Annotated in this window: 16 protein-coding genes and 1 pseudogene; all 17 read right to left on the minus strand. The window is 53.0% G+C overall.

Annotated features, from left to right (window positions below):
* Positions 1 to 6 precede the first annotated feature (6 nt).
* Positions 7 to 2,640, minus strand: coding sequence for a translation initiation factor IF-2 (infB, locus tag VK70_RS11840; protein WP_046723320.1), 2,634 nt, complete (start codon positions 2,638 to 2,640; stop codon positions 7 to 9).
* A gap of 3 nt (positions 2,641 to 2,643) precedes the next feature.
* A pseudogene (locus tag VK70_RS11845) lies at positions 2,644 to 2,956 on the minus strand (YlxQ family RNA-binding protein); the annotation flags it as partial.
* Positions 2,949 to 3,257, minus strand: coding sequence for an RNase P modulator RnpM (gene rnpM / locus VK70_RS11850; RefSeq protein ID WP_025695952.1), 309 nt, complete (start codon positions 3,255 to 3,257; stop codon positions 2,949 to 2,951). The pseudogene VK70_RS11845 and the gene rnpM, both read right to left, overlap by 8 nt.
* Positions 3,258 to 3,280: 23 nt before the next feature.
* Entirely contained in the window at positions 3,281 to 4,378 is a 1,098-nt protein-coding gene (gene nusA / locus VK70_RS11855) for a transcription termination factor NusA (protein WP_025695953.1), read from the minus strand.
* A 26-nt stretch (positions 4,379 to 4,404) separates the two neighbouring features.
* The gene (rimP, locus tag VK70_RS11860; protein ID WP_025691718.1) at positions 4,405 to 4,866 is read right to left on the minus strand and encodes a ribosome maturation factor RimP; all 462 of its coding nucleotides are present in this window, start codon (positions 4,864 to 4,866) and stop codon (positions 4,405 to 4,407) included.
* 169 nt (positions 4,867 to 5,035) lie between these two features.
* A complete protein-coding gene (locus VK70_RS11865) occupies positions 5,036 to 6,649 on the minus strand; it encodes a response regulator transcription factor (RefSeq protein ID WP_025695954.1) in 1,614 nt (537 codons plus the stop codon).
* Positions 6,650 to 6,661: 12 nt separating this feature from the next.
* Positions 6,662 to 8,128 carry a glycoside hydrolase family 32 protein gene (locus tag VK70_RS11870; RefSeq protein WP_025695955.1) on the minus strand — a complete coding sequence of 489 codons (1,467 nt, stop codon included), beginning with the start codon at positions 8,126 to 8,128 and terminating at the stop codon, positions 6,662 to 6,664.
* 63 nt (positions 8,129 to 8,191) lie between these two features.
* The gene (locus VK70_RS11875) at positions 8,192 to 9,022 is read right to left on the minus strand and encodes a carbohydrate ABC transporter permease (protein WP_051505100.1); all 831 of its coding nucleotides are present in this window, start codon (positions 9,020 to 9,022) and stop codon (positions 8,192 to 8,194) included.
* A 19-nt stretch (positions 9,023 to 9,041) separates the two neighbouring features.
* Positions 9,042 to 9,962, minus strand: coding sequence for a carbohydrate ABC transporter permease (locus tag VK70_RS11880; RefSeq protein WP_201778754.1), 921 nt, complete (start codon positions 9,960 to 9,962; stop codon positions 9,042 to 9,044).
* An 86-nt stretch (positions 9,963 to 10,048) separates the two neighbouring features.
* Positions 10,049 to 11,344, minus strand: coding sequence for an ABC transporter substrate-binding protein (locus tag VK70_RS11885; protein WP_025695958.1), 1,296 nt, complete (start codon positions 11,342 to 11,344; stop codon positions 10,049 to 10,051).
* 152 nt (positions 11,345 to 11,496) lie between these two features.
* The gene (locus tag VK70_RS11890; RefSeq protein ID WP_025695959.1) at positions 11,497 to 13,335 is read right to left on the minus strand and encodes a sensor histidine kinase; all 1,839 of its coding nucleotides are present in this window, start codon (positions 13,333 to 13,335) and stop codon (positions 11,497 to 11,499) included.
* 54 nt (positions 13,336 to 13,389) lie between these two features.
* Complete coding sequence (locus VK70_RS11895) at positions 13,390 to 17,715, minus strand: PolC-type DNA polymerase III (protein WP_025695960.1); 4,326 nt, start codon at positions 17,713 to 17,715, stop codon at positions 13,390 to 13,392.
* A 244-nt stretch (positions 17,716 to 17,959) separates the two neighbouring features.
* The gene (gene proS, locus VK70_RS11900; RefSeq protein WP_025695961.1) at positions 17,960 to 19,408 is read right to left on the minus strand and encodes a proline--tRNA ligase; all 1,449 of its coding nucleotides are present in this window, start codon (positions 19,406 to 19,408) and stop codon (positions 17,960 to 17,962) included.
* A gap of 65 nt (positions 19,409 to 19,473) precedes the next feature.
* The gene (gene rseP, locus VK70_RS11905; RefSeq protein ID WP_025695962.1) at positions 19,474 to 20,748 is read right to left on the minus strand and encodes an RIP metalloprotease RseP; all 1,275 of its coding nucleotides are present in this window, start codon (positions 20,746 to 20,748) and stop codon (positions 19,474 to 19,476) included.
* A 139-nt stretch (positions 20,749 to 20,887) separates the two neighbouring features.
* Positions 20,888 to 22,027 carry a 1-deoxy-D-xylulose-5-phosphate reductoisomerase gene (locus VK70_RS11910; RefSeq protein WP_025695963.1) on the minus strand — a complete coding sequence of 380 codons (1,140 nt, stop codon included), beginning with the start codon at positions 22,025 to 22,027 and terminating at the stop codon, positions 20,888 to 20,890.
* Positions 22,028 to 22,049: 22 nt separating this feature from the next.
* Complete coding sequence (locus VK70_RS11915) at positions 22,050 to 22,853, minus strand: phosphatidate cytidylyltransferase (RefSeq protein ID WP_025695964.1); 804 nt, start codon at positions 22,851 to 22,853, stop codon at positions 22,050 to 22,052.
* 20 nt (positions 22,854 to 22,873) lie between these two features.
* On the minus strand, positions 22,874 to 23,641 hold the full coding sequence (locus tag VK70_RS11920) for an undecaprenyl pyrophosphate synthase (protein WP_046723322.1): 768 nt from the start codon (positions 23,639 to 23,641) through the stop codon (positions 22,874 to 22,876).
* Between the last annotated feature and the right edge of the window lie 17 nt (positions 23,642 to 23,658).

A 23,658-nucleotide genomic window follows, 5' to 3' on the forward strand; every position in this document is an offset into this window, starting at 1 on the left:
TTTAGGTCAGCGCTCCACGGATTCCATGACAAACGCTTCGATGATGTCGCCTTCCTTGAGATCATTGTAATTCTCCAAAGTAATACCGCACTCATACCCTTGCGCTACTTCCTTGGCGTCGTCTTTGAAGCGTTTCAGGGAGTCGATCTTGCCTTCGAACACGACGATGCCGTCGCGGATCAGGCGAGTCTCCGCATTGCGTGCGATTTTGCCGTCGATAACCATACAGCCGGCAACAGCGCCCACTTTGCTGATTTTGAAGACGTTGCGAACTTCAGCATGGCCGATAACGTTCTCCTTGAATACCGGATCGAGCATACCTTTCATTGCCTGCTCGATTTCTTCAATCACGTTGTAGATAATATTGTGCAGACGCACATCGACTTTCTCCTGCTCGGCGGCAGCCTTCGTCTGGGCATCCGGACGAACGTTAAAGCCGATAACAATCGCATTGGAAGCTGCTGCCAGTGTGATGTCGGATTCCGTGATTGCGCCTGCGCCGCTGTGGATAATCTTAACGCGCACGCCTTCCACTTCGATTTTGGACAGGGAGCCCTTCAGCGCTTCGACCGAGCCTTGAACGTCGGCTTTGATAATGACGTTGAGATCCTTGATCTCGCCGTCCTTGATGTGCTTGAACAAATCGTCCAGCGTTACGCGGCTGTTTGTGCTCAGCTCGGATTGGCGCTGGGTAATCGCCCGTTTGTCGGCGATTTGCCGCGCTTTCCGCTCGTCCTCGAACACCATGAACGGGTCCCCTGCCTGAGGCACTTCCGTCAGACCGGTAATTTCAATTGGTGTGGAAGGTCCAGCTTCCTTCAGCCGGCGACCCTTGTCATTCACCATAACCCGTACACGACCGAAGCAGTTGCCCGCTACAAAGGCGTCGCCCACTTTCAGCGTTCCGTTCTGAACGAGAATGCGAGCTACCGGACCGCGGCTCTTATCCAGTTCAGCTTCGATTACGGTAGCGCGAGCCCGTTTATCCGGGTTCGCCTTGTATTCATTTACTTCGGCAACGAGCAGAATCATCTCAAGCAGATCCTCAAGACCGATGCGCTGTTTAGCCGAGACATTGACGAAAATGGTATCGCCGCCCCACTCTTCGGGAACAAGCTCGTAATTGGTAAGTTCCTGCTTTACTCTGTCCGGATCAGCGCCCGGCTTGTCAATTTTATTGACAGCGACGATGATCGGCAGTCCAGCCGCTTTGGCGTGGTTGATGGCTTCCACGGTCTGAGGCATAACGCCGTCGTCAGCCGCTACGACGATAATCGTAATATCCGTAACCTGTGCACCGCGGGCGCGCATCGCTGTAAACGCCTCGTGACCCGGGGTATCGAGGAATGTAATTTTCTTATGGTTGATTTCAACCTGGTAAGCGCCGATATGCTGCGTAATTCCGCCGGCTTCGCCGCCGGTCACATTCGTGGAACGAATGGCGTCAAGCAGCGTCGTCTTGCCGTGGTCAACGTGACCCATAATCGTCACGACCGGAGGGCGGGACTGCAGATGTTCAGGAGCATCGTTCTCTTCCACGGTCTCGAAACGGTCTTCCTCAACCGGAATCTTCACTTCAACTTCAACACCGAATTCACCGGCAAGCAGCTGGATGGTATCGATATCCAGCTCCTGGTTGATCGTTGCCATAACGCCCATCAGAATGAGCTTCTTGATGACTTCCGAAGCATCTTTATGCAGCAGCTTTGCCGTTTCGCCGACTGTCATGTTGCCGCGAACGATAATTTTCTTCGGCGTATTGTCGATTTTCTCCCGGCGCTCAACCTGCTGCTGGTTTCTGCCGCCACGCTGATTTTTGCCGCCGCGTCCATTGTTCCGGAAATTACCGCCTCTTCCGTCCTCGAACCGCTTATTGGTGCCTCCTGACCCAGGCCGGTTTTTGGAATTCCGGTCTCCGCCGCGAGAGAAATCGCCGCCCTGGCCTTGCGGACGGGAATCGCCTTGACGCTGGCCTCCGCCCTGGCTCTGCGGACGGTTGCCGCCGCCGAATCCGCCTTGACGCTGGCCTCCGCCGCCTTGGCCCTGTGGACGGGGAGCCCCGCCTTGGCCCTGTGGACGGGGAGCCCCGCCTTGGCCTTGCGGACGGGAATCGCCTTGGCGCTGGCCTCCACCTTGGCCTTGCGGACGAGGAGTCCCTCCCTGGCCCTGCGGACGGGCTTCGCCTTGACGAGGTGCTCCGCCTTGCCCCTGCGGACGTCCTCCTTGACGAGATGCTCCGCCTTGCCCTTGCGGGCGCGGTCCGGAGCCGGTCTGGTTTCTGCGGGAATCCTGCCCGCTTTGAGGTCTTGACGACGTTGTCGATGAGTTATTGTTTGGTCTGTTCATACCTACCTGCTTTTCTAATTGATTTTGGTTAACATTTTTCACTTCGACTGTAGCCGTTGCTGTAGAAGCGGGGCGGCCCCCGCCTCCGCTCTCCCGTTTGGCCGCAGCATTCGACTTAATATCCTTAAAGAACTGTTCCACCTTCGACACGGCGTCATTTTCCATAACGCTCATGTGGTTGTTCACCGGAACATTCAGACGTTTCAAGATGGTGATAATCTCTTTACTGCTCATGTTAAGCGATTTGGCGTACTCGTAAACCCGCAGTTTGTCTTTGCTGTCTTGTTTAGTCAATGATTCCACCTCCGACATTATCTCCGAGCTGCTTGGAGATCATTTCCGCGAATCCCTTGTCCGTGACAGCCAGCACGACGCGGCTATCCTTGCCGATAGAAGCGCCCAGGATGTCGCGGCTGAATCCGATCACCAGCGGAATATTATAGGTCCCGCATTTGTCGCGGAACTTCTTCTGCGTATTATCCGAAGCGTCCCCCGCCAAGAGAACCAGCTTCGCTTGCGCCGAACGGACCGCTTTCAGCACAATCTCTTCGCCGGTGACAATTTTTCCCGCCCGCATGGCGAGCCCTAAATTAGAGAGAGCCCTACTCATCTTCAGCGGCTTCCTTAGCCGCAAGGAACTGCTCCTCCACGGATACGAAATCCCTGGCGAGCTGTTCGTATATTTCCGGGCTAACCGGGACCTTGAGCGCACGGTCCAGCGCCTTAGTCTTCTGAGCCAGCTTGAAGCATTCCAGCTTGCCGCAAATATACGCTCCCCGGCCCGACTTCTTCCCGGTAAGATCGATCATGACTTCGCCATTCGGCGTTCTCACGATACGGATGAGCTCTTTCTTCGGCATCATTTCCTGACTGGCGACGCATTTGCGCAGCGGCACTTTTTTCTGTTTCATCTTAAGCCACCCGCCTCTCGTTATTAATCTATGGAGACGGAATCCTGATGCATTTCGTCGCTGGACGTTTTAGGTCTGCCGAATTCCTGCTCCGCCTGGCTTTCGCTCTTGATATCGATCTTCCATCCCGTCAGCTTGGCTGCCAAACGGGCGTTCTGCCCTTTGATTCCGATGGCCAGAGACAGTTGATAGTCCGGAACGATAACGCGCGCCATTTTTTCCGCCTCAAACACCTGAACCTCAAGCACCTTGGAAGGACTGAGCGCATTGGCCACATATTCTTCCACCGATTCGGAATACCGCACGATGTCGATTTTCTCGCCGCGCAACTCGTTGACGATCGTCTGCACGCGCATCCCTCTTGGGCCTACGCAGGAACCGACGGGATCGACTTCCGGATTGCGCGAAAATACCGCGATTTTGGAACGGAAGCCCGCTTCACGGGCTACGGAGCGAATCTCCACGACACCGTCGAAGATTTCGGGAACTTCAAGCTCGAACAGGCGCTTTAACAGGCCGGGATGACTCCGGGAGAGCAAAATTTGCGGCCCCTTGGTCGTATTCTCGACTTTGGTAATATAAGCCTTGATACGCTCGCCGTGCTTGAATTTCTCACCGGGCATCAATTCGTTCAGCGGCAGCACCGCTTCGATTTTGCCAAGGTCGATGTATACGTTGCGCAGATCCTGGCGCTGCACGATTCCGGTGACGATATCCTCTTCCTTATCGATAAAAGCGTTGTAAATCAGTCCCCGCTCCGCTTCGCGGATGCGCTGAGTAACGACCTGCTTAGCCGTCTGGGCGGCGATACGGCCGAAATCCCGAGGCGTTACCTCCTGCTCGGCGACATCATCCAGCTGAAAATGCGGATTGAGTTCCCGGGCCGCAGGCAGCGAAATTTCGGTGCGCGGGTCAAGCACTTCTTCAACGATCAGCTTGCGGGCATATACTTTTATTACGCCGGTGTTACGGTTCATATCGACCCGAACATTTTGCGCGGCGTTGAAATTTCGTTTATAACTGGAGATCAGCGCGGCCTCGATGGCCTCGAACAGCACATCCTTGCTGATGCCTTTCTCTCTCTCCAGTTCATTCATAGCTTCAATAAAATCCATACTCATGAAAAATCCGGTCCCCCTTTCAAAAGCTAAAAAATAATGGCCAGTCTCGCGCTGGCAACTTTGGCATACGGAACAACATGCTGTTTTTTGCCCGCAGAGATGAGCATTTCCCCGCCCTCGAACGAGAGCAGCCGGCCTTCGAATTCCTTCAGCCCGTCGATCGGCTCGTAGGTCGTCACAAATACGTCCTTGCCGACCGCCTTCGCCACATCGTCGGCTTTTTTAAGCGGCCGCTCCGCCCCCGGAGAAGATACCTCCAGAAAATAAGCGCCTGGAATAGGATCGTTCTCGTCCAGCTTGGCGCTTAAGAATTCGCTGATGCTGCCGCAATCATCGATGTCGATTCCGCCTTCCTTGTCCACGAATACGCGCAGAAAGTAGTTGGAGCCTTCCTTTACATATTCTACGTCCACCAGTTCGAATCCATTGTCGTCAAGGTAAGGTTTCAGCATTTCTTCAACCGTACCTTTAATTTTGGGTGTGCTCAAATGAAACTAACCTCCACGAACTTGTCTTTTGCTGTATACCAAAGATAAAGAGTGGGTTTCCCCACTCTTTACACAACGGACTTATCTCATTATTACCAAAAAAAATTATACCATAGCATGGCAATACTGACAAGTGTCGGCCCTTGACTGCTGCTGCTCAGGAAGGAGGTCATGGAAAAGCGTTCTTTTTACGGTATTCATCAGGTGTCAGACCGTATTTCGCTTTAAACACACGGTAAAAATATTTCTCATCCTTAAATCCCGCTTTGCCGGCTATCTCATATACCTTCATGTCGCTGGCTCCCAGCAGTTGAACCGCCTTTTCCAGCCGAATATCCGACAAATATCTCGTAAAGGAGACGCCGAGATAGCTCTTGAAGATCGTACTTAAGTAATTGGGGCTGAAAAACAGCAGGTTCGCCACATGCTCAAGAGAAATGTCCAGGGTAAAGTGCGCTTCAATATAACTGACGCATTTCTCAATGACCTCGGCATGCTTCTTTCCCCGGTTGGCTTGGACAATCGTCATGAACCCTCTTAGAATTTCCAGAAACTGCTCCCTGCAATCCTTAAAGCTGGCGCAGGCCGTCAGGCTGCTCTCTGCTTCCTGCAAGACGCACCGGTAAGCCTCTTCACTGAGGAATCCCTTGATCCCCGGAGCGATATGAAGCACAAGTTGAACTATGGATTTAAGCCATTGCTCCCGGTAAGGCAGCCCGTTCTCCAGGAACCGGCGGAACAAGTCATCCGTATGCTTGAGCAATAAGTCAGCCTTGTCCGTTCTGATGTATTCCTTGAACAATTCCTCATCTTTATGGAAGTCGTAATGCATGGGGTTAATCCGGCCGGAAATAGCGGCATATTGAACAACCCGGCCCCCGCCCAAAAAGTAACGGAAACCGGCAGCTTCCTCCGCTTCTTTATATGAATCGACGGCTTCGCGGCAGAGATCGGCGCGCACATTGCCTACGCCTACCGCAAACGGCAGCTGGTACATGCCGGACAGCCGCTGTCCATATTCCTCCAGGGCCGTGAGCACGGCATCGGTGATTACTTCATCAGGACGCTTGGCCGTGATCACCGAGATCACCGAGATCATGGCCAGTTTACGGTGTGAGGCAAAAAAGGAAACAACCCGGGCCGTGGAACTCAAGCGGCTCGCGAGCATCCCGGGCATCGTCCCCCGGATATCTTCCAGCCCTTCAGGATAGAGGTCTCCAGGAGTATTGTCCTCTATGCGCGTTATGATAACCGCCCCGCTGGGCTCCAGAGCATACTGCTGCTGAAGCTCGCGGAATTGGGCCGAGGAGACCCCATTCTGTACCCATTCTCCCAGCAAATGTCCGTAGTACGCATTCATGCTGATGTGAAATTGCTCCCTGCTGATCTCTTCGGGCGAAATCCTTTTTTCTTTTTCAATACTTTCCCGAACCTTGTCAAGCAGTAGGCCGATGCTCTCCTCCTTCACCGGCTTGAGCACGTAATCGAAAGCGCCTAACCGAAGGGCCCGCTGGGCATATTCAAAATAACGGTAGCTGCTTAAGATGATAATCCGGGTAGCGGAGGAAAGCTTATTCATATGCTCAATGAAATCGAAGCCATCCATGATTGGCATTTTGATATCCGTAATCACGACATCAAAGGAAGCGGTTTGGACAATGTCCAGCGCGGTCTTTCCGTTGCCGGCCTCGATAACCTCGCACCCAGGGAGATATTCCCGGATCATTTTGCCGAGCACCCTTCTCTGAATCGCTTCATCATCGACAACCATAATTCTGTTCATGACCGCGTTCACCTACTGTATGGAATTTAATCTGTACACTTTGAGTGACCGGAGTTGTACCTCCCCTTCATATGCAAACATCTCCAGACCATCATCTTCCGGCTCGGGAAAAATCAAATCGGTAATTGCGCACTCCCCGCCGCCCGCGAAGACTTCAACTGATGATCTGTCCACCCATAGCTGCAAAGATACGCGCTCTCCGCAGGGCGCAAGCGCCGCGCCGTGTCTGCCGGCAAAATGCTCGTGAAACCCCACTACTCCGGAAGATGTCCGGTCCACGAACAGCTCTCCGCTTCGGGAGTCATACCCTACTATTGTAGCACGGCTCCCATCCTCTGCGGCTCTTACTCTGAACCCGAACGAAGACGCGGTGCCAAGCTCGAATTCGGCGTCAATCCGCAAGGCGTCTCCCTTGATCCCCGAGAAAGGCACAATTCCTTCAATGGTCAGGTTCTTAAGGTGCAGCGTCTCTCCTGCAAGCCGCGAAAGCTCCGCTACAGGATGCTGAATCAGTCTGATTTCACCGCCAGAGTCTCTCAAGGAAAGCTCTCTGGGGAGCGTCATCGCGCCTCTCCAGCCTTCGGTTGGCGTAACTTTTGCATATTTCCAGTTGCTCATCCATCCCATATAGATTCTTCGCCCGTCCAGGTCCGGTATATCCGAGAAGCTGACTCCTGCATAATTATCCCTGCCATGGTCAAGCCAGCGCACGGCTTCAGGATCATGATCATTCACAAACAGCCTTCCGTTGAAGTGGCCGATAAAATACTGCGTCCGGGAGCCCTCGGGAATGTGGGGAGCGTCTCCTATGCTGACCAGCAGGACCCATTTGGTTCGCTGAGGATTCCCTTCTACAGCCAGCTCGAACAGATCCGGACATTCCCAGACGCCGTCATGGGAGCCGTGCCCCTCGCCAAATTCGCTGGAAAAGGTCCATTCCTTCAAATTTGGCGAGGTGTAAATGCAGATACTCTGGCCAGTTGCAAGAACCATGATCCATCGTCCCGAAGCTTTATGCCAGAACACTTTGGGGTCCCGGTAGTCGGGGTAGCGGGGGTCCTCCAGCACGGGATTCCCGCTGTATTTTATCCATGTGCGTCCGCCATCTCGGCTGTAGGCCAGACTTTGCCGTTCCCGCGGGCTTGCGGTATCCGGGTGTTCATCATGATGGGTGAAGATGGCCACAAGACCGGGCTTCCCGCCAAAAAAACCGGATGTGTTGTTCCAATCCACAACCGCGCTGCCGGAGAAAATTTGTCCATGCTCATCAGGCTCCAGCGCAATCATCAGATGCTGCCAGTGCACCATGTCGAGGCTTACCGCATGCCCCCAATGCATAGGTCCCCAGCTCATACCGAAGGGATGATATTGATAGAACAGATGATATTCTCCATTAAAGTACACCATGCCGTTCGGATCGTTCATCCAATGGGTGCGGGGAGTAAAGTGATAACGCGAACGGTATTTTTCCTTATCCATTCATCAGCCAATCCTCCATGACCAATTTGATTTCATTATCTCTACGAAAATTGTCCGGTCCGGTCAACCTTTGATTCCTGCGCTGGTAATTCCTTGTACATAATATTTTTGCAGCAGCAGGAACAGAACAATGATCGGAACGGTCGTAAAGGTCAGCGTCGCCATAATTTGCCCGTAATAGATCGGAGGCAGCGTGAAGAAGGTCTGGATGCCAAGCTGAATGTTACGCAGCGATTCCCCTGTCGTCACCAGGATTGGCCACATGAAATCTCCCCAATGACTGATGAAATCAAGGATGAATACGGTTGCAAAAACCGGCCCCGAGAGCGGAACAACGATGGATGCAAAGGTCTTCAGCGGACCCGATCCGTCGATGGAAGCGGATTCCAGTATTTCATTGGGAATGTCCATAAAAAACTGGCGGAACATAAAAATGCTGAAACAGTTCGCGATAAACGGGACGATCAAGGCAAACCAGGTATTGACCCAATGCAAGGCGTTAACGACCAGGTACAGCGGCATCAAAATGCTCTCGAACGGAACGATCATCAAGGCGATAATGCACACAAGAATGAATTCACTGCCCCTGAACCGCAGCTTGGCCAGCGCGTAACCGCAAATTGAATTTACCCCAAGGCCGCTGATGCAAATCACGGACACGTAAAAAAGGCTGTTGAACAGAAACTTCATCAGTGGAATCCGCTCAAACGCCATTCTGTAATTGTCCAAGGTGATATGAAGCGGCAGCAAAGATTTCAGCGAGCTCAAATCGGCAAAAATCTGATTCTCCGGCTTGAGCGAGGAGACCACCATCCACAGCAGCGGGATAATGAACAGCAGCGACATGATGATGTTAAGAGCATACAGCAGCACCTTTGTCCGGGTATTTCTCATGTCCTGATCCCCCCTTCCGTTATTTATCTCTGAGAAATTTTTTCATCGAAAATGAGATCAAGACGACAATTAGGAAGAAGATGACGGAAATGGCGGAAGCGTATCCCGCATTTCGGAACTGAAAGCCTTGCTGGTAGATCAGCAGAGCCAGCGTTCGGGTCGAGTTCTCCGGACCGCCATTCGTCATGATGTAAGGCTGAACGAACAGCTTCACAGCCTGAATCGTCGTAATCGTCAGCACGAACACCGTCACATTGTACAGGCTCGGTATCGTAATGTAGCGGAGCTGCTGAAGCTTGCTTGCCCCGTCGATCGAGGAGGCTTCGTACAGATCTTTGGAGATGCCCTGAAGACCGGCCAGAAAAATCATCATCTGGTAGCCGGCGGCCTGCCAAACGGACATGAAGATAATCGAATTCATCGCCTGGGAGGAGCTGCGCAGAAACGGCTGGTTCGAAATGCCGAAGAAATGAAGCGCCGAGTTAATCAAGCCTTCATTCGGGTTATAGAGGGAGATCCAGAGAATCGCGATAACGGTCATGGAGGTGACGACCGGACTGAAGTAGGCAATCCGGAACACGTTCCGCAGCTTGAGGCTGTTGTTAACGAGCAGGGCCAGCATCAAGGCTACGCCCGATTGAACCGGTACGACGATCACCGTGAAATACAAAGTGTTCCAGAGCGATTTATAGAACAGGCCGTCGGTAAAGAGCAGCTTGTAATTGTCCAGACCGGTAAAATGAATTTTGTCCGGACGCAGCAGATTGAACTTCGTAAATCCGAAGACCACGGCAAGCAGAAAAGGTAGCACCAGAAAAAAGATCAGCAGGAGAACCGCCGGTGTGACAAATGAATAACCTACAAGGGTTTCACGTCTTTTCTGCCGGCTAAATGTCGATATATGCTCGCGTTTATGCGCATGGAGTGCCGTTTGCATCATCCATCCTTCCTTTCGCTTAGCTGATAAAAAGCTTGCGGCAAAGACGCTGCCGGGCGCCCTTGCCGCAGGTAAAATTTCACCGCCTGCTACTCGGCAAAATTGCGCTTGTACTCTTCATCATAAGTGGACGCCACGTTGTCCAGAGACTTTTTGACATCCGCGCCGACCATAATATCCGTCAACGCCTCGGCGAATTTCTGCGTCAGCACCGGATACGCCGGAGTGACCGGTCTGGCATGCGACACGCCAGTTACCTGCTCCTTGATGATGCGAAGCGGAAGCTCGTTGTATTCCGTCAAGCTCTCGAACGCCGATTTGCGGCTGGCCGGCATGCTGATCGCCCGTGCCAATTGGGTCGAGCTGTCTTTGTTCGTAATCCATTTAATGACCTCTGCCGCTTCTTTCGGATGCTTGGAGTCGGCCGATACCCCTACCGCCCAGCTGCCCGAAGGAGCGGTTTGAACGCCGCCCGGTTTTTTGGGGAAATAAGTAATGCCCCACTCCAGGTCTGGATAGTTCTTAAAGCCCGGAATGTTCCAGGGACCTCCCAGCTTGGTCGCCGCTTTCCCTTCCTCAAACTCCGTCGGCTTCGGATCGATATTGAACAGCTTATCGTTCGCCAGCTTTTGCAGGAACTCGGCCGCCTCCACGCCCTGCGGGCTGTTGACGAATCCTTCGGCGGTCGTCCCTTCCTTATTGACAATGTCCGTGCCCCCGGAAATCCATAATTGCTCGAAGGCGTAGGTCATCCATTCCCCTTTGTCGTTGATCATGTTCGTGCCGAACACGCCGTCCTTGGACGTCTTCTTCATCACGTCGTACCAGTCGTCCCAGGTCCAGGCATTTTCAATTTTGTCCGGAGGCGTTATTCCGTGCTCGGCCATAATTTTTTTATTATAAAAAAGCACGACGGAGGACTCGTTCAAGCCTGGCGCGTAAAATTTGCCCTGGTACGAGCCTTGCTGAAGGATCGAAGGGACGAAATCGTCCAGATCCTCCTTGGAGAAATACTCGTCCAGTGGGATAATAATCTCCGAGGCCGCATAGTTGGCGATATTCGGTCCGTCCATGGCCAGTACATCCGGCAGGGTGTGGGAAGCGACGGCGGCATTGATTTTGTCTTCATAGGCAAAAGAGTTGCCCCGGGTAATAACCTCCATCTTGACATGGATCTTCCCTTTATTGGCCTGATTAAACTCTTCAATCCGCTTCACATACACATTGTCCTCGACCTCGCTGGCCTGCGGACGCCAGAAGGTAAGCTCAACGGCCGATCCCTCTCCCTGACCGCCGCTGCCTGAATTGGCGTTTTGGGTCCCGCCGCCGGAGCAGCCAGCGAGCAAGGATAAGGCCAGAAGTGACAGTAGAATCCCCTTTTTCATATGACACCGTCCTATCAAATAAAGTTTTTGATTACGCTTTCATCATAAAAGGAAATGCGTGCTCCTCCTACTCTAAAAAAGGGGGAATGGTGGACTTTTCTACTGAAAGCGTTTTAGTTGTGATGAAAACAAACAAAATCCGGCTTGGGACACTACTCCAAGTGCCTTAAGCCGGACTCTGCCTTATCCAGGGGAAGCCGCAAAATGACCGTTGTCCCCGCATTCAGCTCCGAGCGGATATCCACGCCAAAAGCCTGACCATACAGCAGCTTGATCCGATGGTTGACATTCTGGATTCCAATGGAAGCCGCTGCGCCCGAATCCTCACGGATTTCCAGCACCCGGGCTATCGTCTCGGGCGGCATCCCTTTCCCGTTATCGGTCACAGTGAATATTCTGCCGGTACCGTCAATCTGCCCCGTCACATGTATAAGCCCTCCCTGCTCCCTATCCTCAAGAGCGTGAACCAGGGCGTTCTCAATGAACGGCTGCAGAAAAAATTTGGGTACCCAGTGGCCTTCCAGCTTCGGATCAATCTCATAAGTTACCGCGAATTTGCCCTCAAAACGGCGGCTCATAATGAACACGTAATTCTTCAGATAGTTCAGATCCTCGGAGAAAATAACCTTCCCCGGGCTTTTGGCCGTATATTCCAGCATTTCCGACAGCTCAACCAGCATTTTGCTGATCAGGGACTGTTTATTTTCAATTGCCAGATAGTTGATGATATTCAGGGTGTTGTACAAAAAATGCGGATTGAACTGGAAATTAAGAGCTTTTAGCTCCGCCTCCAGCTCTTTCATCTTTGCCTTATAGTTTTCTTCAATCAGCGTGTGGATGCTTTCATTCATCTGGTTGAACTTGTGAATGATAATGTTAAGCTCCTTGGTGCCCGCCGATTCGATATAGGTATTAAAGTGGCCGTCCCCGCTTCGGTTAATGCCGCGCAGCAGCTTGATCAGCGGCAGGGTGATGCGGCCGGACAGCAGCGCCGCGACCGCCACCGATATCAAGGTGATGATCACCATGGAGTACAGGGTGTAATCGAACATGTCGGGCAGTGTCCGCTGCAAATTTTTATACGGAATAAACACCGCCGACAGCCAGCCTGTCGTCTTCATCGTATCGAAGCAGACGACCAGCTTCTGCCCGCCAAGGGTGATGTACTCCGTACCGCTCTTCTTGCTGATGGCGCGGGCAATCCACTCCCGGCTAATCTCGGCCGGATCGCCGGCCAGCTCCGAGCTGGACAGGACAGCCCCTTCCGGAGTGAACATATGGTAATAGGAGCCTTCTACGTTCAGGCTTTCCTCAAGAGCATGCCGAAACATAGATTCCTGAAAGTTCACAACCAGAATTGGCCGCTCCATACTCTTTTTCATCTGGATCAGGATGTTGTTGCGGACCATCGCAAAGTTCATTAACCGCGTCCCCGTAAAGACATATTGATCTTTCTCCGACGGGGCGGCCCAGTAAAACTGCTCCAGCAAATTATAAGTGGGAATCCAGGTTGTGCTGCTGCGCGATTCGGTTCCTATCTTATATATGTTGGAGAGGGAGTAATCCTTCTTCGGTATCCAAAAGGACGGGGTTTCTCCGAAGGTGTACTCCCGGGTGACCAAATTAACCGAGAACATATCCTCCGAGCTTGGAAAGTACTTTTGCAATATCCGCGTAATTTTGCGGTCCGAGTCATCGGTGATGTCCCTTAGCCGCAAGTTTTCCGTATTGAAAAATTGAAACAGGTCCTCGTCCAGATGCATGTTGATCGCGCTCTGCTCGATCCCTGCCAAGCTGCTGTCCAGCGATTGATTGCCCATCCGCACAAGTCCCAGCGAGGTTTCACTGGCATTCTTGAGAATCACATCGGAGCTCTTGACGGTATATCCTACAGCCATGACGGTCAGCGACAAGACAGTTACCGCGATGAACGAAAGCGTCAGCTTGGTCCGCAGGCTCATGTGAAACAGAAATGCTTGGAATTTCCGCACAGGTACCGACCTCCGAAATCATCTCGCCTTCAGGCAGCGGGACTGCTCAAGTCTTTAGAACAGGGAAAGCTGGTTGCTCTCCGGCAATCCACGGAAGCAGCCCATGCTGGTGAGCAGCTCGACAATCGTCTTACTGGCCTTGGATTTCTGCTGAAAGTCCTCAATCGATAGAAACTCTCCGGCATCTTTAGCCGCAGCAATATTCTTCGCCGCATTATCGCCGATACCAGCCAGCGCAGAAAATGGAGGAATAAGGCTGTCTCCATCAACCGTGAACTTGGTCGCGTCCGAGCGGTACAGGTCGATGCTCTTGAACGTAAAACCGCGGGCCGTCATTTCCAGCGCCATTTCGAGGATCGGCAGCATCGCTTTTTCCTTTGGCAAAGCTTGAAAGCCCTTCGCTTCAATTTCGACGATCTGCCGATGAATAGCGTCATAGCCCTGGCAGCACAGCTCAATGTCGAAATCCTCCGCGCGAACCGAGAAATATGTCGCGTAATAATGTATCGGATAATACAGTTTAAAGTATGCGGTCCGCACGGCGGAGATGACATAAGCGGCGGCGTGCGCTTTCGGGAACATGTATTGGATTTTGAGACAGGAATCAATGTACCACAGCGGCACCTTGCACCTCTTCATTTCCTCAATCCATTCGGGCGTTAGTCCCTTGCCTTTCCGCACACTTTCCGTGATCTTGAACGCCAGTCCGGCGTCCATGCCGGCTTTGTAAATCAGATAGAGCATAATGTCATCGCGGCAGCCGATAACCGTCTTGATGTTACAGGTGTTGTTCTTGATTAGCTCCTGCGCATTGCCAAGCCAAACCCCCGTTCCGTGGGACAGGCCTGAAATCTGCAAAAGGTCGGCAAAGCTCGACGGCTTCGATTCGACAAGCATCTGGCGGACAAACTTCGTCCCCATCTCCGGCACCCCGTAGGTGGCGACGGGTGTCCGGATCTGCTCCGGCGTCACGCCAAGCGCTTCCGTCGAGTTGAACATGCTCATGACCTTCTGGTCGTTCATTGGAATCGTCGTCGGGTCGACGCCTGTCAAATCCTGCAGCATCCGCATCATCGTCGGATCGTCATGGCCCAGAATATCGAGCTTGAGCAGGTTGGCGTCAAAGGCGTGATAGTCGAAATGCGTCGTCTTCCATTCCGAGTTTACATCATCGGCAGGAAACTGTACCGGTGTAATATCTTCCACCTCAATGTAGTCCGGCACGACGACGATGCCGCCGGGATGCTGGCCTGTGTTGCGTTTAACGCCTGTACAGCCCGCCGCCAGACGGCTGAGCTCGGCGCCGCGCCAGCGCTTATGATGATCTTCCTCGTACTTCTTGGCGAAACCGAACGCGGTCTTCTCGGCGACGGTACCGATCGTACCGGCCCGGAAGACGCTTTTTTCACTGAACAGTACCTTTGTATAATTATGCGCATGCGGCTGGTAATCCCCAGAGAAATTAAGATCGATATCGGGAACCTTGTCGCCCTTGAAGCCAAGGAATGTCTCGAACGGTATATCCTGCCCTTCGCCTTTCAGCATTTCGCCGCATTTCGGGCACGCCTTGTCGGGCAGGTCGAAACCGCTGGGCACGCTGCCGTCGAGGAACCACTCGCTGTGCCGGCATTCGGGACTACGGCAAACGTAATGCGCCGGGAGCGGATTGACCTCGGAAATGCCGAGGAAGGTTGCGACGACGGAGGAGCCGACCGAACCCCGGGAGCCGACGAGGTACCCGTCCTGGTTCGATTTTTTAACCAGCCGCTCGGAAATGAGATAGTTGGCGGAGAAGCCGTACTTGATGATCGGCTCCAGCTCTTTTTCCAGACGGGCGGTGACCACCTCGGGCAGCTCCTCGCCATAAATGGATCTTGCGGTCCGGTAGCAGGTTTCGCGGATTTCCTCATCCGCCCCTTCAATAATCGGCGTAAACAGCTTGTCGGGGAACAGCTCGATGGGCTCGAAGCGCTCCGCCAGTTCCACCGTATTGGTCACGACAACTTCAAGCGCCTTATCCTCACCCAGAAAATCAAATTCCTGAAGCATTTCCTCGGTTGTCCGAAAGTGAGCATCCGGCTTGCGCTGATCCTTTAGCGGACTGAATCCGGTAATGCCGTGAATCGTGATGTCGCGGAACAGCTTGTCGCGCGGCTCCAAATAGTGCACGTTGCCGGTCGCGATGACCGGCTTGTTCATTTTTTCCCCGATTTCGCAAATCCGGCGGACGACGCCGCGCAGCTCCTCGGGGCTTGCCACAAAGCCTTTATCCACCAAATGCATATACATGGTCAGCGGCTGGATTTCTAGCACATCGTAGAACTGGGCGACCTCCATCGCTTCCTCGACCGTTTTGTTCAAGACGGCTTCGAAGAATTCGCCCCGCTCGCAGCCGGAAATGATCAGCAGGCCGTCCCGCATTTCCTCCAGCTTCGACTTTGGAATACACGGCACGCGCATAAAATAATCGGTATGAGATGATGATACCAGCTTGTACAGATTCTTCTTGCCCGTCATATTCAGGGCGTAAATGCAGCAGTGGAACGGACGGGTGTTGGAGAGATTCTTGCCGACCTCGTCGTTCAGACGGTCCAGCATCGTCAGCCCTTTCAGCTTCTCGGCGTCAACCAACAGTCCGTTCAGGATTCCGCCCAGCGCCACCGTATCGTCGACCGCGCGGTGATGGCTTTCCAGCAATACTTTATATTTGTCGGCCAGCGTGTTGAGCCGGTGATTTTTCATATTCGGATGCAGCAGCCGCGCTAGTTCCAGTGTATCGAGCGAAGGATTGGGCAGAGCCGGCAGCCCCAGCTTGGCAAGCGACGCCTGAATGAACCCCATATCGAAACGGGCGTTATGCGCCACAAGTACGGCATCCCCAATAAACTGCACGAAATCATGCAGCACCGGCTCCAAATCAGGCGCATCCTTGACCATATCGTCTGTAATATTTGTTAACTGCTGGATATGATAAGGGATTTTCTCATGTGGATTGACAAAGGTTGTGTATCGGTCGATTTCCTGTCCGCCCTGCATTTTGACGGCGGCAAGCTCAGTGATATTGTTGCGCGTAATGGACAGGCCGGTGGTCTCGATATCGAAGACGACATAGGTGGCGGTTTTGAGCTCGAGCGGCTGCGGATTCTCCACCACATTCACCGCATCGTTGACCACATTCGCTTCCACGCCATACAGCATTTTGATGCCGTTCTTCTTCGCTGCCTTGCCGGCTTCGGGATAGCACTGCACCCCGCCATGATCGGTAACTGCTATTGCCGGATGCCCCCATTTGGCTGCGGTTTTGATATAGGCGTCGATTGGAGCCACTGCATCCATAGTGCTCATGGCGCTGTGAAGATGAAACTCCACCCGCTTCTGCGGGGCATTGTCCTTGCGGGCAGGCGGAGCAGACACTTCGGACAAATCCGACGGAATCATCACCAGTTCCGGAGTTTGCATGAAACGGTCGTACTCCACCCTTCCGCGCGCTTTTACCCATTTCCCGTTTGCCAGCTGGCTCATCACTTTCAGGTCATCTTTGGTTTTAGCGAACATCTTCATTTGCAGGGAATCGGAAAAATCAGTTAAATTAAAGGTGAACAACGTGCTGCCATTGCGCAGCTCTTTGCGGTCAAGGCCGAAAATCGTTCCCTGAATCGCGATTTTTTTCTCCTCGTCCTGAATTTCCATAATTGGAACGGGCTGGTCTTTGATATCGTAACCGACCTGAAGCGGAACGACCTCTTCGCCGTCTTCATTTTCTGAGGAACTTTCCGTCTCGATGGCCGTCATCATCTGCTCAATAATTTCCCGCTGCTCCTGCTGGAGCTTCTGCTGGAATTCCTCGAATTCCTCCGCGCCGTTTCCTTTTTCCGCAAGCTGCACTTTTACACGCAGGGAAAGTCCAAAGTACGTATCGTAAAAACGGACAATCGCGCCGTCGATGCCTTTTTTCCGCGCCAGCTCCAATGACATCTGATCGCTCATGTTCAGCAGCAGCGTGTCGCCCTGAAGCTCCTGTCCCGAACGCGTCAGCCAGCCATTGACGGAGGGAATCTCACGGTGAACCCATTCGAGGAACAGTCCCCAATACTCGTGAAAAATGTCAGCCTGGCTCACCTGCTCCTCGTACTTGAACAAGAACCCGACTTTTGCGATATGCTGCATCCGCTCTCGTACTCTCAAGCAAAACGTCCGATATGCCTGTGCCGGAACGAGAGTCTGCTTCACTACAACGACGCGCCAATCCCGATTGCCTCGGCTGATCTCCACCCTGTCAATATAACCGTCCAGAAAATAAGGATCGATGAGTGCCGGAGGGACATCACCCTGCTTCATCAGCAGCTCGAACCGCTTTCTTCTCTCCTCGCTGTATTCCATGCTTCCCCCACCTTTACATTCCCCGATAAAGCGAGGTCTTTGCTGTCACTCTAACATATAAAATCTTATAATTTAAAAAGGCTTCCGGAGAAGAAGACCGGCTTCCGTCTCTCGTAGACATATAGGCAGGGCAAGCGTTCGGCTTATCCCTGCCTATATGTTTAAAAAGCACCCGGGCTGTCCGCCCGCCGTCCTCTGTTCGCCAGAAGCTTGCAATCCTGCCCGAAAAGAGGGCTGTAAACTTTTAGTAGGCTTTGGCAAATACAACCGTATGCTCTGCCGGTTTGCCGCAGCAGATACAAGTCTTCTTCGTTTCGCCCGGTTCAAAAGGAATGTTGCGGCTCGTTGCTCCGGTTTCTTCCTTCACCTGTGCTTCGCAGGCATCGTCACCGCACCAGCCGGCCAGCGCAAAGCCGCGTTTCTCTTCCATTGCCGCTTTCATCTCATCCAGCGTCTCGACGGAATAGAAATGTTCCTCCCGGAACTTAAGCGCCCGCTCGAACATTTCGTTATGAACCTGCTCCAGCATAGCTTGGACTTCTTCCACTAGACGGTCCTGCTGAACGATTTTCTTCTCGCCGCTGATCCGTGAGACCAGCACGCAGACGCCGTTCTCCATGTCGCGGGGCCCGAGCTCCAGTCTGACCGGCACACCGCGCATTTCATATTCGTTGAATTTCCAGCCGGGCGTTACATCGGAACGGTCGTCAACGCGTACACGGATGCCCGCCGATTTAAGCTCCTTGAACAGCTCATCCGTCCGGGCAATGACCGCTTCCCGTGTCTTCGGAGGGCCGATCGGAATCATGATAACCTGGGTCGGCGCCACTTTAGGCGGCAGGGCCAGACCACGGTCGTCCCCGTGCACCATAATCATCGAACCGATCATGCGAGTGCTTGTCCCCCAGGAAGTCGTATGCACATATTCCAGATTGTTATCGCGGCTGAGGTACTGAATGTCGAAGGCAACAGCAAACTTGGTGCCCAGATAGTGGGAGGTTCCCGCCTGAACAGCCCGTCCGTCCTTCATCATCGCCTCGATCGAGTACGTGTCCACCGCTCCGGCAAAACGCTCGGAAGGCGTCTTCTGCCCGGTAATGACCGGAATCGCCAGATAGCCTTCGACGAAATCGCGGTAAACTTCCAGCATCTGCATCGTTTCCTGGCGCGCTTCGGCCTCATTCTCATGCGCCGTATGGCCTTCCTGCCACAGAAACTCGCTTGTGCGCAGGAAAGGAAGCGTGCGCTTTTCCCAGCGGACAACGTTCGCCCACTGATTGATCAGCACCGGCAGATCCCGGTACGACTGAATCCATTTGGAATACATATGTCCGATCATCGTTTCGGAGGTCGGCCGGATCGCCAGACGTTCTTCCAGCTTCTCGCCGCCGGCTTCCGTTACCCATGGCAGCTCCGGATTGAAGCCTTCGACATGCTCTTTCTCCTTTTGAAAAAAGCTTTCCGGAATAAACAGCGGAAAATAAGCATTGCGGTGTCCCGTTTCCTTGAAACGCCGATTCATCTCTTCTTGGATATGCTCCCAGATTTCATAGCCGTCCGGCTTGAACACGATACAGCCGCGCACCGGAGAATAATCCATCAGGTCAGCTTTCTTGATTACATCGATGTACCAGCGCGAGAAGTCTTCGCCCTGCGGCGTTATTTCCGTAACAAACTGCTTTTCTTTTGACATAGAATGGAATTCCCCCCGTTAATAAGCCCGGGCAGCAGATGGCTGCAGCTTAGGCCGAAACAAAATTAACCGCTGATAAGGCGTAAAATATCATTATAAGTAACGGCGATCATCAGCAGAAACAGCATCGCGAAGCCGACAAAATGGACCATGCCCTCACGGCTGGGATCAACCGGTTTGCCGCGCAGCGCCTCCACACCGAGGAATACGAGCCGGCTTCCGTCAAGCGCCGGAATCGGCAGTAAGTTAAAGATGCCAAGGTACAAGCTGAGTATGGCCGTCCAGTGGATCAGATACACGATCCCCTGCTGGGCGATTTGGCCGGTCAGCTCGAAAGTACGCACCGGTCCGCCGATATCATCCATATTAAACTGATTAATCAACTGCTTGAAACCGAGAAAAATCGCTTTAGTGGTATCGGCCATAGCATGACTTGCTCCGCTGAATGTTTCGCCAATTGTCGCATTTCGGGTCGGAAGCTCAGGCGTTATACCGACTTTTCCGCCTTCCTGCCCTTCCATATGGCGAGGGGTCATCGTTACCGTGATCATTTGATCTCCGCGCTTGATCGTCCAATTCATTGCTTTTCCTTCAGATGCGGAAGTCAGGTTAATCATCTTCTTGTAGTCCGGGCCAATGGTTTCCCCGTTGATCGAATAGACAATATCGCCCTTCTGAAGTCCGGCCTGCTGAGCGGGCATCCCCTCGGAGACGTCGCCGATCAATACATAGGTTGGATTCTCTACCGGAACGCCGGCCATTTGAATGTAAACGCCAAAAAGAATAAAAGCGAGCAAAAAGTTCATTACCGGACCGGCTGCAATGGCAAGCGCCCGCTGTCCGACGGTTTTACTGCCGAATTGCCGATCCTTCGGAGCGATCTGGATTTGCTGGTTTCCTTTAACCAGCATAGCTTTCGGATGCAGGGAATAGGTCGTAACCTCCCCGTCAACATCCAGCCTGATGCTCAAATCCTTCTCCAAATCGGCATACTGCGCTTCCCCGCGGATAACATTTCTGCGCGTATCCAACTGGTCGAGATATACGGCCTTTACGATATTGCCTTCGCCTAGCCGCACCGCTATCGTCTGCCCGGGAGAGATCTCGATCACCTCTGGGTCCTCACCAGCCATCCGCGCGTAACCGCCAAACGGCAGCAAACGTAGCGTGAACTGCGTTTCATTACGTTTATAAGAAAACAGTTTCGGACCGAAACCGATAGCGAACTCTCTTACAAGAATACCGGCGCGTTTAGCAAAATAATAATGTCCCCATTCATGAACCGTCACCAGGACGAAGAACATGAGCACCGTCAAAAAAACGACTTGAACCATTTCCAAGTTAGGCAGCCCCCTTTAGGTGAAAGACCGAAGTATGTCCTCTTAATTTATCATTATTCTCCGATCCGGCACAAGAGAATCAACCGTTTAAACCAATTTTTCCGGTTCTTGGTGCCAACTTCCATTGGTTTCACGCAGATTACAGACTTTGTGCCAGCGCGCGCACCGTGCGGTCACATTCCTCGATTTGCTCCAGACTCGGATGACTCTGTACTGGATGGCGCCCTAGAACCTCTTCCAATATCTCTTCAATTCGCAAAAAAGAAATCTCGCGCCGCAAGAACCTTGCAACGGCAACCTCGTTCGCGGCATTGAAGGCGGTTGTCGCGGTTCCGCCGGTCTTTCCGCACTCGATAGCAAGCTTTAGCGCCGGATAACGCGCAAAGTCCATCTCCCGGAATGTCAGCCGTCCAGCCTGCGCCAGCGACAACCGCTGGGCCGGCGAATGCCATCTCCCGGGATAGGTAAGCGCGTATTGGATCGGTACACGCATATCGGGATTGCCGAGCTGGGCGATGATGCTGCTGTCACGGAACTCCACAAAAGAGTGAATGATGCTCTCCGGGTGAAGCAGCACCTCTATTTGTTCGTAAGGCAGCTCAAACAGCCAGTGGGCCTCAATGACTTCCAGCCCTTTATTGACCATAGTAGCGGAGTCAATCGTAATCTTGGCGCCCATTGCCCAATTGGGATGGCGAAGCGCATCTTCGACCGTAACATCGCGGAGCTGCTCCCTGGAGAGATCCCGGAAGGAGCCCCCTGAAGCGGTCAGCGTAATGGAAGCAATATCTCCCTTGCTTTCTCCATTCAGACATTGAAAAATCGCCGAATGCTCGCTGTCGATGGGGAGCAGCTTTACCCCTTTGCGCCGGATCTGCTCTGTGACAAGATGTCCCGCCGTCACCAGCGTTTCCTTGTTCGCGAGACCAATATCCCTGCCCGCCTCGATGGCGGCAAGTGTTGAGCGCAGTCCGACGCTGCCCATGACTGCGGTCACTACATACTCGGCATCTCCGCCTGCTGCGATTTGCACCAGTCCCTCATCGCCGCTGTACAGCTCGACTCCTGCCGGAAGCTGTGTCCGAATGTCGTCGGCAAGCTCTTTGCTGGCGACGGATACTCTCTTCGGCTTAAAGCGGCGGACCTGCTCCAGCAGAAGCGCCGTATTGCTTCCGGCAGCCAGGCCGTCCACTTCAAAGCTATCTGGATGCATGGCCACAACATCGAGCGTTTGCGTTCCGATTGAACCGGTTGAGCCGAGAATGCTGATCTTTTTCAAGCGTCACGTACCTTCTTTCTAGTTAGTAATAAGGCATCAGCATCATGATATGTACGAACGGAAACACAATAATCCAGCTGTCACAGCGGTCGAGAATACCTCCATGTCCGGGCAGCAGCGTTCCCGAGTCCTTAATGCCGTATGCCCTTTTATAAGCTGACTGAACAAGATCCCCTAGCTGTCCGACCACGGCGCTGGCAAGACCGATAACTAGCGCACGCCCGAAGGACAGCAAATCTGGAGATATTAAGGCAAAGATCAAAGCAATGACCATCGCGATAACGATTCCGCCTACTGCTCCTTCGACGGTCTTATTGGGGCTGATTGCAGGCCAAAGCTTTGTTCTTCCTATCGCTCTGCCGACAAAATAGGCTCCCGCATCACTGCTCCAAATGCAGCAGAGAAGCAGAAGAGTCCAGAACAGTCCATTACCGTCTGGTGCAGAACGGGAAACCGCCATATAGGAAAAGCCTGTTCCTATGTATAAAGCGCCGATGAACAGCAGCGCGGTTATGCGAATATCCACTTTATTCTTGGTAAACACTGTCATGACAAGGAATAAAAGCATCAAGAGCCATACTCCCTGCATCCAAGATAAAGGCGCTGAAAAGCCGATCAAATCCCAAGGCATCATAAAACCCAGCACAGAAGCATAGCCAGCCACCGCACTGCCGCCCATAGGTGAACAGCCGATCATTTTGACGAATTCATAGTAGCCAATCCAAGCCATGGCGATCAGCAGAAGATGAAACCACCAACCGCCAAGCAGGCATAGACCCAAAAACAATGCTCCGGCCCCCACCCCGGTTATCACTCGCTGCTTCAAACGTTCTCAACTCCTATCGGCTACTTCAGGCCGCCATAACGGCGGGTTCGCCGCTGGTACTCGGCCACGGCTTGAAGCAAATGCTCCTTGCCGAATTCCGGCCAGTAAATATCGGTAAACCACAATTCGCTATAGGCCAGCTGCCAGAGCATAAAGTTGCTGAGACGCATCTCACCGCTAGTCCGGATAAGAAGGTCGGGATCGGGAAGCCCTCCGGAGAGCAGCCGGCTATCAATCAATTCCGCCGTTATCTGCTCCGGCGATAATTGTCCCGCAGCAATATCTTTCCCTAAACTGCGCATGCAGTCCTCAATTTCCTTACGCCCTCCGTAATTTAACGCAAAATTCAAAATCAGTCCGGTGTTATGCTGTGTGCGAAGCACCGCTTCGTCCATCGCTTTACGGGTATACGAAGGCAGCTCCTCACTGTCGCCCATGACCCGTACCCGGACGTTCTTCTCTATCAGTTCGTCCAGTTCGATAGCCAAAAACTCTTCCGGCAGACGCATCAGAAAATCGACTTCCTCTTTAGGCCGTTTCCAATTTTCCGTTGAGAACGCGTACATCGTCAAGAATTCAATACCCAGCTCGTCAGCGGCAATCGCGGCGCGCTTTACCGCCTTCATGCCGGTCTGATGGCCGACAATGCGCGGCAATCCAAGGCGTTTGGCCCAGCGTCCGTTGCCGTCCATAATGATGGCCACATGCCGGGGAATATTATCCGGTGAAATATCGACCGGCTGCTGCCGCTCTTCCCGGCCCAGCCAAGATTGAACCCGTTTGATCATTAACGTTTCCTCCATGT

This window comes from Paenibacillus durus ATCC 35681 (assembly GCF_000993825.1).
Classification (GTDB): domain Bacteria; phylum Bacillota; class Bacilli; order Paenibacillales; family Paenibacillaceae; genus Paenibacillus_AQ; species Paenibacillus_AQ durus_B.

What these genes read in the sequence shown, in the direction of transcription:
- rnpM (WP_025695952.1), bottom strand. Translation starts at nt 3,257, where the DNA reads ATGAAACAGAAAAAAGTGCCGCTGCGCAAATGCGTCGCCAGTCAGGAA.
- nusA (WP_025695953.1), bottom strand. Translation starts at nt 4,378, where the DNA reads ATGAGTATGGATTTTATTGAAGCTATGAATGAACTGGAGAGAGAGAAA.
- VK70_RS11865 (WP_025695954.1), bottom strand. Translation starts at nt 6,649, where the DNA reads ATGAACAGAATTATGGTTGTCGATGATGAAGCGATTCAGAGAAGGGTG.
- VK70_RS11870 (WP_025695955.1), bottom strand. Translation starts at nt 8,128, where the DNA reads ATGGATAAGGAAAAATACCGTTCGCGTTATCACTTTACTCCCCGCACC.
- VK70_RS11875 (WP_051505100.1), bottom strand. Translation starts at nt 9,022, where the DNA reads ATGAGAAATACCCGGACAAAGGTGCTGCTGTATGCTCTTAACATCATC.
- VK70_RS11880 (WP_201778754.1), bottom strand. Translation starts at nt 9,962, where the DNA reads ATGATGCAAACGGCACTCCATGCGCATAAACGCGAGCATATATCGACA.
- VK70_RS11885 (WP_025695958.1), bottom strand. Translation starts at nt 11,344, where the DNA reads ATGAAAAAGGGGATTCTACTGTCACTTCTGGCCTTATCCTTGCTCGCT.
- VK70_RS11895 (WP_025695960.1), bottom strand. Translation starts at nt 17,715, where the DNA reads ATGGAATACAGCGAGGAGAGAAGAAAGCGGTTCGAGCTGCTGATGAAG.
- proS (WP_025695961.1), bottom strand. Translation starts at nt 19,408, where the DNA reads ATGTCAAAAGAAAAGCAGTTTGTTACGGAAATAACGCCGCAGGGCGAA.
- VK70_RS11920 (WP_046723322.1), bottom strand. Translation starts at nt 23,641, where the DNA reads ATGATCAAACGGGTTCAATCTTGGCTGGGCCGGGAAGAGCGGCAGCAG.